The 13,609-nt window shown below is 35.6% G+C and carries 11 protein-coding genes; 6 read left to right on the top strand and 5 right to left on the bottom strand.

What is annotated here, in order from left to right:
- Positions 1 to 54: 54 nt before the first annotated feature.
- Complete coding sequence (rsmG, locus tag I5168_RS01650) at positions 55 to 696, bottom strand: 16S rRNA (guanine(527)-N(7))-methyltransferase RsmG (protein ID WP_431472256.1); 642 nt, start codon at positions 694 to 696, stop codon at positions 55 to 57.
- Positions 697 to 791: 95 nt separating this feature from the next.
- On the opposite strand from rsmG, the gene I5168_RS01655 reads away from it, so the two are divergent.
- Positions 792 to 1,979 (top strand): pyridoxal phosphate-dependent aminotransferase, encoded by a 1,188-nt coding sequence (locus tag I5168_RS01655; RefSeq protein WP_431472257.1) that lies wholly within the window; start codon positions 792 to 794, stop codon positions 1,977 to 1,979.
- Positions 1,980 to 2,025: 46 nt separating this feature from the next.
- On the opposite strand, the gene I5168_RS01660 is transcribed toward I5168_RS01655, so the two are convergent.
- Together I5168_RS01660 and trkA are read right to left on the bottom strand one after the other, a co-directional pair.
- Positions 2,026 to 3,522 carry a TrkH family potassium uptake protein gene (locus I5168_RS01660; protein WP_105018297.1) on the bottom strand — a complete coding sequence of 499 codons (1,497 nt, stop codon included), beginning with the start codon at positions 3,520 to 3,522 and terminating at the stop codon, positions 2,026 to 2,028.
- Positions 3,522 to 4,871, bottom strand: a complete 1,350-nt coding sequence (trkA, locus tag I5168_RS01665; RefSeq protein ID WP_042275885.1) for a Trk system potassium transporter TrkA — start codon at positions 4,869 to 4,871, stop codon at positions 3,522 to 3,524. The genes I5168_RS01660 and trkA overlap by 1 nt, the downstream gene beginning before the upstream one ends.
- Positions 4,872 to 5,070: 199 nt before the next feature.
- Between trkA and ubiE the strand changes: the two genes are divergently transcribed.
- On the top strand, positions 5,071 to 5,805 hold the full coding sequence (gene ubiE, locus I5168_RS01670; RefSeq protein WP_167343038.1) for a bifunctional demethylmenaquinone methyltransferase/2-methoxy-6-polyprenyl-1,4-benzoquinol methylase UbiE: 735 nt from the start codon (positions 5,071 to 5,073) through the stop codon (positions 5,803 to 5,805).
- A 1-nt stretch (position 5,806) separates the two neighbouring features.
- A complete protein-coding gene (locus I5168_RS01675; protein WP_167343037.1) occupies positions 5,807 to 6,508 on the top strand; it encodes a porin family protein in 702 nt (233 codons plus the stop codon).
- On the opposite strand, the gene I5168_RS01680 is transcribed toward I5168_RS01675, so the two are convergent.
- Positions 6,495 to 7,232: a TrmH family RNA methyltransferase gene (locus I5168_RS01680; RefSeq protein ID WP_431472258.1), complete on the bottom strand. Its 738-nt coding sequence runs from the start codon at positions 7,230 to 7,232 to the stop codon at positions 6,495 to 6,497. The genes I5168_RS01675 and I5168_RS01680 overlap by 14 nt on opposite strands.
- Positions 7,233 to 7,256: 24 nt before the next feature.
- Between I5168_RS01680 and I5168_RS01685 the strand changes: the two genes are divergently transcribed.
- From I5168_RS01685 to accD, 3 genes are all read left to right on the top strand, one after another.
- The gene (locus I5168_RS01685; RefSeq protein ID WP_431472259.1) at positions 7,257 to 9,815 is read left to right on the top strand and encodes a BamA/TamA family outer membrane protein; all 2,559 of its coding nucleotides are present in this window, start codon (positions 7,257 to 7,259) and stop codon (positions 9,813 to 9,815) included.
- A gap of 103 nt (positions 9,816 to 9,918) precedes the next feature.
- Positions 9,919 to 10,986, top strand: coding sequence for a class II fructose-bisphosphate aldolase (fbaA, locus tag I5168_RS01690; protein WP_431472260.1), 1,068 nt, complete (start codon positions 9,919 to 9,921; stop codon positions 10,984 to 10,986).
- Positions 10,987 to 11,086: 100 nt separating this feature from the next.
- Positions 11,087 to 11,944 carry an acetyl-CoA carboxylase, carboxyltransferase subunit beta gene (gene accD / locus I5168_RS01695; RefSeq protein ID WP_042275894.1) on the top strand — a complete coding sequence of 286 codons (858 nt, stop codon included), beginning with the start codon at positions 11,087 to 11,089 and terminating at the stop codon, positions 11,942 to 11,944.
- 82 nt (positions 11,945 to 12,026) lie between these two features.
- Here the strand turns inward: accD and I5168_RS01700 are convergent, their stop codons facing one another.
- A complete protein-coding gene (locus I5168_RS01700; protein WP_431472261.1) occupies positions 12,027 to 13,607 on the bottom strand; it encodes a 4Fe-4S binding protein in 1,581 nt (526 codons plus the stop codon).
- Between the last annotated feature and the right edge of the window lie 2 nt (positions 13,608 to 13,609).

The following is a 13,609-nucleotide window of genomic DNA, read 5'->3' on the forward strand; positions in this document are numbered from 1 at the left end:
AGATTTTAAACATAAAAAAACCTGCATAAAGCAGGTTTTTTTATGTTATATACTTTACAAAGCTAGATGAACCACTTTTTTCGTTTCAAAAAATTCATCTTCAAAAACCTCATCAAGATTATACTGATAAGCATTTGGAAATGGTTTCAGCTCCTTGGTTAAGTCTCCACCTTTTAAATATAAAATTCCATTCTCAATGCTGTGATAACTATCCTTTCTAATTTTATTACGAGTCCATTTAACAAAATCTGGCATATTTGTTACAGCACGACTTACCACAAAGTCAAACCTTCCTTTCACTTTTTCTGCTCTTCCATGTTCAGTAGTCACATTTTGTAAACCCAAAGCCTCTACTACCGCGTTAACAACCTTTATCTTTTTGCCAATCGCATCTATAAGATGAAATTTAGTTTTTGGAAACATAATTGCAAGCGGTATTCCAGGAAAGCCTCCGCCAGTTCCTACATCAAGCACCCTTGTTCCTCCTGGAGTATTGGGTAAGCTTTCGCGAAAGCGTACCACAGAAACAATCCCTAAACTGTGTAAAACATGCCTTGTGTAGAGCTCGTCTATATCTTTACGTGAAATTACATTAATCTGACTGTTCCATTCCTTATAAAGGGATTCTAGCGCCTGAAATTGAGAAAACTGTTCATCAGTAATGTGAGGAAAATAATCTTTTATGATTTGTGCCAAGGTGTAAAATTTTTGTACAAAAATAGAACATTATCTTAGCCTGTTAGGTATATTCTTATCACCTTGGTTATTTTTGTATTTAAACATCACTACTAATGAAAGAGCATCTATCTAACAGGATCAACAACTTACCTACAAGTGCAACTCTCGCAATGGCTGCAAAAGCTAGAGAATTAAGAGAACAAGGGAAAGATATAATAGGATTAAGCCTAGGTGAACCTGATTTTAATACACCAGATTTTGTTAAAGATGCTGCTATCCAGGCAATCAATGAAAATTATAACAGCTACACACCTGTCGATGGATATACTGAATTAAAGGATGCTGTAATCGAAAAGTTTAAAAGGGATAATAATCTTACGTATAACCGCGATCAAATTGTAGTCTCTACTGGAGCAAAACAATCTATTGCTAATGTAGCAATGGTCTTGCTCAATGAAGGTGATGAATGTATTCTACCTGCACCTTATTGGGTAAGTTATGCGGCAATCGTGCAACTAGCAGAAGGAGTCCCGGTAGAGGTAAGAGCTGGAGTAGAACAAAATTTCAAAATAACTCCTCAACAATTAAAAGATGCTATAACACCTAAAACTAAAATGGTTTTGTTTTCATCGCCAAATAATCCTAGTGGTGCCGTTTACAGTAAGGAAGAGCTAGAAGGTCTCGCTGGTGTATTAAAAGACTACCCTAATATTATCGTGGTAAGTGATGAAATTTACGAACATATTAATTACACAGGAACTTACACTAGCATGGCTGAGATTGATGGAATGTATGAAAGAACTGTTGTGGTGAATGGTGTTTCAAAGGCTTTTGCGATGACTGGTTGGAGAATTGGTTATATAGGCGCTCCTTCCTGGATCGCTAGAGCGTGTAATAAAATGCAAGGCCAAATTACTAGTGGTGCAAATTGTATCGCACAACGTGCTGTAATTACTGCATTAAAAGCTCCAGTGAGCAAAATACAGTACATGATAGATGCATTTTCTAAACGCAGAGATCTAGTTCTCAGTTTACTTTCTGAAATAGAAGGCTTTGTAACTGATACTCCAGATGGTGCGTTTTACGTATTTCCAGACGTGAGTTCATTTTTTGGAAAGACTATGAAAGGTCATGTGATTAAAGATGCTACAGATTTTTCTTTAATGATTCTGGAGGAAGCAAATGTAGCAACAGTCTCTGGCGATGCGTTTGGAGCTCCTAACTGTATTAGAATATCCTATGCTGCAAGTGAAGATCAAATTAAAGAAGCTTTACAAAGAATAAAAACTGTACTTTCTTAATCTAGAAAGTACAGTTTTTTTCAATTATATGATAAGCAAATCTTAATTATCGATTACGCCAAAAGAAAGGCGTGAAAAGGATAAGTACTGTAAATAACTCTAACCTTCCAATAAGCATAAGGAAGCTACACCACCATTTTCCTAAATCTGGTAAACCCGCAAAATTATCTACAGGAGAAAGATCACCAAAAGCAGGCCCAACGTTACCCAAACTACTAAGCGCTCCTCCAATAGCTGTATCAAAATCAAGCCCTAATGCAGCAAGTACTACTGCACCTATAATAAAGGATAGCATGTAAAGAATAAAAAAACCTAGAACGCTAAATACATTATTGCTAGGGACCGCTCTTCCGTTATAACGAACAGGAATTATAGCACTAGGATGCAAGGTCCTTTTAAATTCCATAATACCATTCCTTATCAAGATGATGTGTCTAACTACTTTTACTCCACCAGATGTAGATCCTGCACTACCGCCTAGAAAGAAGAGACCAAAGAACATTATAGTTAAAAATGGAGTCCAAAGCGTATAATCTGCAGTCACAAATCCAGTAGTGGTCATCACTGCCAAAACTTGAAAAACCGCATGCCTTAATGAGCCTTCTGCTCTTCCTGCAACTAATGGGTGAGAAATTGTTGAGGCAGTTAAATCTGCTTGATAATAAATAAGAACAGCAGAAATTAATGTAAATAATAAAACAAATCCTGCGTACCATTTAAATTCAGTGTCCTTTAATATCCTACTGAATCTTCCCTTGAAAGCAAAATAACTAAGTACAAAATTAGTTCCTGCAATAAACATGAAAACAATGATGATCCACTGTACCGCTGGATTATCATTCCAATACGCCATACTAGCATTTTTTGTAGAGAATCCACCTGTAGATAAAGTACTTAAAGCGTGGTTAATAGCATCAAACCAATTCATTCCTGCTATTCTAAGTAGTATTGTTTCAATTCCTGTAAAACCTACATAAATAAGCCATAATCTTTTTGCTGTGTCGGTGATTCTAGGATGTAATTTATCAGCACTTGGACCAGGTGCTTCTGCGGCAAATAATTGCATACCACCAATTCCTAATAAAGGTAAAATAGCAACTGCTAGTACAATAATACCCATTCCACCAATCCAATGTGTGAGACTACGCCAGAATAAAACACCTTTTGGCATTATTTCTATATCATTCATTATGCTAGCACCAGTAGTAGTAAAACCACTCATTGTTTCAAAAAAAGCATCGGTATAATTATCCAAAGCACCTGAAAAAACATAAGGCATAGTTCCCGCAAAAGCCATAATTAACCATCCCAATGAAACAATTAAATAGCCTTCTTTTTTATGTAAAACACGTTGATGTTTACGAGTTAGATACATAGAAATAGCACCTAAAATTATAGCTACTACTCCAGCCATAAGTATATCAATGCCTTCTGGCTCTCTATAAATAGCACTTACAGCAGCACTCAAAAACATAAAACCACCGTTAAACAATAACAGTAGTCCCATGATGTAAATAATTATTTTGTAATTAAGTCTAGTCATTACAAGAATAATTTTTCAACCTTAGAAATGGATCTAGGTAGACAGCATACCACTACTCTATCACCTGCTTCAATTTTGAAATTTCCTAGAGCAATATTTCCGATCCCATTTCTTATTACACCACCAACGATTGCACTTCTAGGCAAACCTGCTTCAACTAGGTTTTTATTGCAGATGTCACTGTCTGGTTTTACAATAAATTCCAGCAGCTCGGCATTCATGTTATTCAGCTTGGTCATCGCAACCACTTCGCCTTTTCTCACATATCTAAAGATATTGTTTGCTGCAAGTAACTTTTTATTAATTAAGGTATCAATACCTATACTATGAGATAATTGAAAATAATCCATATTCTCAACAAGTGCTATTGTCTTATTAACACTTTTACTTTTAGCCATTAAGCTAGAAATAATGTTTGTCTCACTATTACCAGTTACAGAGATAAAAGCATCCATTTCATGTATACTCTCCTCTTGAAGTAGTTCAACATTCCTTCCATCTCCATTAAGAACGAGAACATCTGGCAACTGATCTGCTAGGTCAAAGGCCTTGGCTGGATTTATTTCTATTAACTTAACATTTATTCCTGCTTTTGAAAGTTTTTCGGCACTTTGAATTCCTATTTTACTTCCTCCTAAAATCATTAAGTTCTTTACAGTATGTTTGGTTTTACCCGAAAGTTTGTAAAGCTCTTCGACACCATCTGGAGTGGTAATAAAATAAACCTGATCTCCTTCTTTAAACTTAGTATCACCACGAGGTATCAAAGTGTATTGTGTACCAAATCTTTGAATCGCAATCGGCATGAAATGAACTTCAGGAAATATTTCACCAGCTTGTTGTACTGTTTTTCCAACCATTTGAGCATTTCTAGGAAGGTTTACACCTACCATAGTCAATGCCCCATTCTCAAATTCATAAGAATCATTGAAAGCACTTTGATTAAGTAATAATTCAATTTCTTTACTAGCTAAACTTTCAGGACTGATTAATTCATCAATACCAAAATTTTTAAAACCTAAATTGTCTTGATGTTCTAAAAATTCGGTATTAGAAATTCTGGCTATGGTACGTTTTGCTCCTAATTGTTTAGCCAGAACAGATATAGTAATATTAGTAGTTTCACTCGCTGTTACAGCTATAACAAGATCTGCAGCATCAATTTTGGCATCTTGAAGAATTTTGATAGATGTTGCATCACCTCTTAAGGTTCTTATATCTAGATGTGAGTCTGCATGATATAGATTCTCCTTAACAGGATCGATAAGTGTAATGTCCTGTGATTCAAAGGACAGCAACTTAGCAAGATGAAAACCTACCTCACCTGCACCTGCAATAATGATTTTCATAAAAACAATGTTCTATACCTCAAAGATAGGAGAATGCAAGGAATAAGTCTCATAAATAACCATAATTAAAAGCCTGTTTAGGAATAAAAACTATTGTTACAAAAAACAAAAGTTTACATCTTGCTTAACAGTTAATCCTAATAATCATAACAATAAGCTCTTTTATACCTATTATCTTTGCATAATAAATCTGTATCAATTGGCAAACGAAGTTAAACCATACAAAAACAATCAGACCGGTAAAAAACAACAAGTCACAAAAATGTTTGACAACATTAGTGGTGAATACGACGGTTTGAATAGAGTTATCTCTTTAGGATTAGATCAAAAATGGAGAGATAATGTTGTAGATCTTGTAGCTCAATCAAAACCAGATGTAATAATGGACATCGCTACAGGGACTGGTGATCTGGTTATTAAAATGGCTCAAAAGACCAATGCTACTAAATTAATAGGACTGGATATCTCTAGCGGTATGCTAGAAATAGGAAAAATTAAGGTTAATAAAGAAGAACTAGATGACCGTATTGAAATGGTACTTGGAGATTCAGAAAACCTAAAGTATGATGATAATTCAATTGATGCAATTACCGTAAGTTACGGCGTAAGAAACTTTGAAGATTTAGAGAAAGGGTTATCAGAAATACTAAGAGTTTTAAAACCTGGTGGTATTCTAGTTGTTCTAGAGACCAGTGTTCCTACCAAATTTCCTTTTAAGCAAGGGTACTATTTATATTCTAATTTAATTGTTCCTACTTTAGGAAAGCTTTTTTCTAAAGATAAAACTGCATATGGATATCTTTCTAAAAGCGCCGCACAATTTCCTCATGGGGAAGCTTTCAACAATATTTTAAAGAAAGTTGGGTTTAATGAAGTAGATAATTATTTACAATTTTACGGTGCTTCCACCATTTATAAAGCTACAAAAGGATAATATGAGAATATTCATTATCACTATAGTGCTATTATTGAGCGCTCAACTATCTAATGCTCAACTTTTTTCTAAAGAAAAAATTTTAAATAGAGAAAATTTTGACAAACAACGATACACTTGGGGTTACTATTTAGGCTTTAACTCTTATGATTATAAATTTGATTATAATGAATTAACCGAGGAAATTAATACCGAAACAAGTGTTGGTTTTAATGTAGGTCTTGTAGGTGATGTCAGACTAAATGACTATTTCAATTTAAGACTTGAACCTGGGATTGTTTTTGTAAATAGAACACTTACTTTTCCAGATGCATCTTTAATGACGCCTGCTCAACAGGAACGAGAGGTGGTATCTACTTACATCAACGTACCCTTATTACTCAAATTTTCGACAAAAAGAAAAAACAATTGGAAACCCTTTGTCGTAGGTGGCTTTTCATGGTCGTCTAACTTATCCAGTAATGAAGAAAATCCTGATGATAATTCTGCTGGACAGTTTAGACAGATGACTAATGTATTTAACTATGAAATAGGAATTGGTGTTGACCTGTACCTATTCTACTTTAAATTCTCTCCATCTATACGAGGTGTATTTGCTATGACGGACGAATTGGTTCCAGACATGGATGTAAACAGTCCATGGACAGGAAATATTTCGAGTATGCAGTCTAGAGGTATCTTTATCAATTTTACTTTCCAGTAAAAGACAAACTCTTTTTCCAGTGAGCCGTAATTATAGCGGCTGCGATAGCTACGTTTAAACTTTCAGTCGCACCATGTGTACTATGAGATGGGATACTAATTGGTGTTCCTAATTGCTTAATTGAATCACTTACACCATGAGACTCGCTACCCATAACTATGGCAGCGTTTTCAGGGATTGAGGTAGAATATAACGACTCACCATCCATATGAGCAATATATACAGATCGTTGTGTTTCACTTAGGAATTCTTCAATATCCCTATAATAAACTTGTACTCTTGCAATAGATGACATCGTTGCTTGGATACATTTTGGATTAAATAAATCAACAGTATCACGAGAGCAAACTATATGAGAAACGCCATACCAATCTGCTAGTCTTATTATAGTGCCTAGGTTCCCTGGATCCTTAACACCATCTAGCACTATTATACCACCATCATGTGGAATAGCAGATTGCTTAGGTATTTCAAAAACGGCTAAATATCCAGGAGGCGTTGTTAAATTTGAAATTGTCTTCATCTCCTTTTCTGTAACAACCGTAAGCTCTAGATGATCAAGCTTGTGATTTCCAGAATTTACAAATACACTCTTGCAATCAAGACCAGATTGGTATAACTCTTGAATAGATTTATAGCCTTCAACTACAAACAATCCATGAGTATCTCTTCCTTTTTTACGAGAAAGTGATTTTATGAGTTTTATATAGTTTCTAGTAAGCAATTATTAATACTTTTGATTTTTAGAATGACAAAGAAACGATTTACTCTACATATAGCAGCCATATGCACTCTATTATTACTTATCGTTTCTTGTAATGCGGTAAAAAGAGTGCCGCAAAACAAAAATCTACTTGTTAAAAATAGAATTTTAGTTGACAGTCTAGCGCCGGACGATCCTAGAGTAAAAACTTTACCAGCACTACAACCTAATACAAAACTACCACTTATAGGTTACCCACTACGATTACATATTTATAACTTAGCAAGACCCAATAAAGACTCTCTTGTCGCTGCCTGGAAGAATAGTCATTCTGGTACTGATGAGTTTTTGGAAAATACGCTTTCGCGAAAGCAAACTAACAAACTATACAATTCATTAATCGATTTCAATAAGTGGTTAAAACGTACTGGAGAATCACCGGCAATAATAGACAAAGAGCTCGTTACAAAATCTGAAGAGCGTTTAAAAGCCTGGTACTGGAATCAAGGATATTTTAACACAGAGGTTTCTCATGAAATCATAGAAAAGTCCAGAAAAAAAAGAGCCGAAATTTTATATAAAGTTGAGCGCAACCAACCTTATATAATTGACTCAATTACATCTAAAATAGAATCAACAGCGATAGATTCATTATATCAAATTACAAAAGGGAAAAGTTTTGTCGTAGCTGGAGAACAATATCTATCCCAAAATTTTACTGATGAACGCGATAGACTAAACACCTACTTTAGAAACCATGGAGCCTATCACATGGAAAAAGAATATATTAAATTTGAAGGCGACACTGTTAATACCGATCATAAAGCAAACATCACGCTTATTATCAAAGACAGAGAAGAACAGTTAGGCGATTCTACCTATACAACCCCATTTAGAGTTCATAAAATAAGTAAGGTAAATATTATTCCAGACTATACAAATGAGCTAGATAGTATTCCAGCAGATACCACTAGGTATGAAGATTATAATATCATTAGATATGGAAAACGTAAATACCGCAGTAATACATTAACTGACGCTGTGTTCTTTCATGAAGGCGATATATATCGTGATCTAGATCGAGATCGAACTTATAAGCGCATTACTGAGCTACAGAGTTTTTTGTATCCACAAATACGCTATGTATCAGATCCTGCAGATTCAACTGGTCGTGACCTGATAGCCAATGTTCTTCTTACCTCAAAGAAAAAGTTTAATGTAAAAATCGCACCAGAGGCTACACACAGCAACATTCAAACATTAGGTATTGGTTTAAACACTTCATTACTCATACGTAACTTATTTAAAGGAAGTGAGTTGTTAGACATCTCCTTTAGAGGAAATATAGGAGCAAGTTCAAATGCAGCAACAGGAGATTCTAGATTTTTTGATCTACAAGAATTTGGCGCTGATGCACGATTATCATTCCCTAGGTTATTTGTACCCTTTGAAACAGATGGTTTCATTCCTAAGTACATGTCACCATCTACCGATTTTACCATTGGATTTACCAGTCAAACTAACATCGGTCTAGACAAACAAAGTTTACAAGGTGCATTAAGGTATAATTGGCAGCAAACGCCAGTAAAAAGTACCATTTTTGAATTAGTGAATGCACAGTACGTGCGCAATTTAGATCCAGGCAACTTTTTCAATGTCTATCGCAGCAGCTATGGTAGTTTAAATGATATTGCAAATGATTTAAGCCTGAGCAGTCCTACCTATGTAAATGATGAAGGCGACCTAATTGTACCTGATGGAACTTCTCAATTTATTCAAGATGGATTAAATGGTACTTTATCTACAACTGCAGAACAGCAGCAAGTAATACGTAATATAAGAGAAAGAAGACAACGTTTATCTCAAAACAACCTTATAATAAGCTCTAGTTACAACTGGATTCGTAATAATAGGCAAGGAATCTATGATGATGATTTCTCACGAATAAGCGTTAGAGTAGAACTCGCAGGAAATGTCCTTGCCGGAATTTCAGATTTAGCTGGGGTTGAAGAAAACAGCAATGGACAAAAGGAGGTTTTTGGAGTTGAGTTTTCACAGTATGTAAAAACAGAGTTTGATTATGTAAAACACTGGCAATATTACAACGGTCATGTGTTAGCAATAAGAACCTTTGCTGGTATTGCAATACCTTATGGAAACTCGGACAACATTCCATTCATAAGATCTTTCTTTGCAGGTGGTCCCAACGACAACCGTGCTTGGCAAGCTTATGAATTAGGTCCAGGAAGAACTGGTGGAATTAACGATTTCAATGAAGCCAATATGAAAATTGCTTTAAATGCAGAATATCGATTTCCTATTACCGGTGCGTTTAAAGGTGCAGTTTTTGCCGACATCGGTAACATATGGAATGTGCTAGATAGTGAGGACGATCCAGATGCTATATTCAATAATTTTTCTGACCTAGGTGCTCTTGCAATAGGTACTGGTGTTGGATTACGTTATGACTTTGGATTTTTCGTAATGAGATTAGATGCTGGTTTTAAAACATACAATCCTGCTGCCGATCCAGGTGAAAGATGGTTCAAAGAAATGAAATTTAATCGTGCTGTTCTTAACGTAGGGATTAATTACCCGTTCTAAAACGTTGTAGGACATTAAACTGCAAATAGTTGACACACTCACTGGTATATTAAGGATAGCTGCTTATAATTACCTATTTTTGTTAACTTAAGAATTGAAACACATGAGTCACAACATAAAACCAGGAGTTGCTACTGGCGACCAAGTTCAAGAAATATTTAACCATGCTAAAGCCAACGGATATGCCTTACCAGCAGTAAACGTTGTAGGATCAAATTCTGTAAATGCCGTTTTGGAAACTGCTGCAGAATTGAATTCGCCTGTCATCATTCAGTATTCAAATGGTGGAGCTCAATTCAATGCTGGTAAAGGTCTAAGTAATGAGAACCAGCGTGCAGCCGTATTAGGTAGTATAGCAGGTGCTCAACATGTTCATCAACTGGCCGAAGCTTACGGCGCAACGGTTATTCTGCATACTGACCATTGTGCAAAAAATCTATTACCTTGGATCGACGGACTATTAGATGCTAGTGAGGCTCGCTTTCGCGAAAGCGGAAAAAGTCTATTCTCTTCTCACATGATTGACCTAAGTGAGGAACCTCTAGAAGAAAACATAGAAATATGTAAAAGGTATCTAGAGCGCATGGAGAAAATGAACATGACACTAGAAATCGAATTAGGAATTACCGGCGGTGAAGAAGATGGAGTAGATAATAGCGATGTGGATGAGTCAAAACTATATACCCAACCTGAAGAAGTTGCTTATGCTTATGAAGAATTAAACAAGGTTAGTAATCGTTTTACGATTGCTGCTGCATTTGGAAACGTTCACGGTGTATACAAACCTGGTAACGTAAAACTTACTCCAAAAATCCTTAAAAATTCTCAAGAGTACATCTCAAACAAATATGGAGTAGAAAACAATCATATAGATTTTGTTTTCCATGGTGGTTCTGGATCTACATTAGAGGAAATAAGAGAAGCAATAGGATATGGTGTAATTAAAATGAATATTGACACCGATTTACAATGGGCTTTTGCCACTGGTATCAAAGGGTATATGGATACTAACAATGATTACCTGCTGTCACAAATAGGAAATCCAACTGGAGCCGATGCGCCTAACAAAAAGTATTATGACCCACGTAAATGGTTGCGTGTAGGTGAAGATTCTTTCAAAGCGAGATTAAAACAAGCTTTTGAAGACCTAAACAATATAAACACTCTTTAATCCGATTTTTTGAGGATTAATAGACAACACTAAACTAAAAAACGGTAGTTTTGAGAAGAGAATACTTCTCACCTTACAACCCTAAAATCATAACTTAATTATGGCTTGGTTTAAAAGAGATAAAAAAGGTATAACCACACCTACTGAAGCTAAAAAAGACACACCTAAAGGATTGTGGTACAAGTCACCTACTGGAAAAATAGTAGATGCAGAACAACTTAAAAACAACTTCTACGTAAGTCCAGAGGATGGATACCATGTACGTGTAGGAAGTAAAGAATATTTTGAAATCATGTTTGACAACAATGAGTTCAAAGAACTTAATCCAGATATTCTTTCTAAAGATCCTCTAAATTTTGAGGATACTAAAAAGTACACTGACAGACTAGAAGCAGCTAAGAAAAAGACAGGTCTTAATGATGCTGTGCGTACTGCTGTTGGTAAATCAAATGGACACGACCTTGTCATTGCTTGTATGGACTTTTCTTTCATCGGTGGTTCAATGGGTAGTGTCGTAGGTGAAAAAATAGCTCGTGCTGCAGACTATTCGTTAAAGAACAATATTCCATTTATGATCATTTCAAAATCTGGTGGTGCTCGTATGATGGAAGCTGCTTTATCCTTAATGCAACTTGCAAAAACAAGTGCAAAACTTGCTCAACTTGCTGAAGCTGGTATACCATACATCTCATTGTGTACAGACCCAACGACCGGTGGTACAACCGCTTCATTTGCAATGCTAGGTGATATCAACATTGCAGAGCCTGGTGCACTTATAGGTTTTGCTGGCCCTAGAGTTGTTCGTGACACGACTGGTAAAGAACTTCCTGAAGGTTTTCAAACAGCCGAGTTTGTATTAGAAAAAGGATTTCTAGACTTTATCGTTCCTAGAAGTGAATTGAAGAAAAAAGTTAATCTATATCTAGGATTAATTTTAAATAGGGCAATAGCTATTTAAGGTTTCAACCTCATCTTATCATAAAAAAACGTTCTAGTTGATTCTAGAACGTTTTTTATTTAAACAGGTTTTCTAATTACTCTTATTTTTTCAACAGGTCCATTAAGTCTACATCTTGTCCTAACAGTACATCCTGTGGATTTATACGTCCTTCTAATGGGCCATTCTCTAGTTTAAGAACACCACGTGGACATACAGCACTACAAACTCCACAGCCCACACAACTTGCTCTTACTATGTTCTCACCTTTTTGCGCATAGGCACGAACATCAATTCCCATTTCACAGTATGTAGAACAATTACCACATGAGATACATTGACCTCCATTTGTAGTGATTCTGAATTTAGAAAACAATCGCTGCTGTAAACCTAAAATTGCTGCCATCGGACAACCGAATCTACACCATACCCTACTTCCCATAATTGGATAAAAACCTGTTCCTACAACTCCGCTAAAAATAGATCCAATTAAAAATCCATACGTAGATCTTACTTCATGGGATTTGAAGAAAAACAAAGCATCTGTTTGAGAAAAGAAATGCATTGCTATAAAAGACAGTATAATCACAAGAAAACCAACTGCTCCAAATTTTGCATCTTTTTTTAATTCTTCTCTTTTAAATATCCATATAAACGCAAGCAACAACGTCAAGAAAACTGCTACTCCTATTAAAAAGGTTGTAGCGCTCAACCAATATTTTGAGCCATCGCCTAAATACGAATGTATTACTCCCGTTGTGCTTATAACGGCAAAAACCAGCACCGTGTGAACCAACCAACGTTCTACTTTCCAAGCCTTCCTTGATTTATCCGATAGTTGTCTGAATGCATCACCAGCGGTTTCTGCAAGTCCACCGCAACCGCAAACCCAACTGCAGTACCATCGTTTACCGTATTTATAAGTTAAAATAGGAGTAATTACAAAAATGGAAGCAATTCCCCATAACAGCAAGGTAAGACCTACACTACCATTTGCCAGCAATCCGTTTACATTCCATTGATCAAACAGATAATAATTAAGTGGCCAAACATTTTTAAGATCATAGTACGGCAAGTCACCGTTTAATCCAGCCATTATTTCAGGTATTAAAAATGCAAATGCTGTTTGAAAAAACATAACGCTATAGGTACGTAATCGTTCATACCTATTGTGACGGTATTTCATCAAAAACTTTATCCCAAAAGATATTATAGCTATAGTATAAAGAACACCATAAACAAACCATTGACTTGCAGGTTGACCCTTTAACAAATAAGACAATGGATCAAACAATCCAATTAGCCCTGTATTTGCTGCCCCATCTGAACCTTGTCCTAAATATTGAGGATAGAAATAAAGGACTATATAAAAACCACATAAGCCTACCGCAGATAACCATCCTAATAAACCACGACTTGATATAGATTTAAACCAGACTCCATTATTTTTAATTCCTGGCTGCGTGTTTTTATATTGAGAACGGGCAAACCAGATTATCCCACCTGCAATCATTGAGAGACTAATAGTAAGCCATAGAGCTTTATTAGGAAAAGTGATATTGAATATTGATAATACCAGTATTCCCAAACCAAACAAACCAATCGCAGATCCTACTTTTTGACCAGTGTTCAATGCTTTAGGCGGCTCACCTGTTAAAGCCATATTACGTTGATACGTACTCATAA

The organism is Nonlabens sp. SCSIO 43208, from assembly GCF_050703575.1.
GTDB lineage: Bacteria > Bacteroidota > Bacteroidia > Flavobacteriales > Flavobacteriaceae > Nonlabens > Nonlabens tegetincola.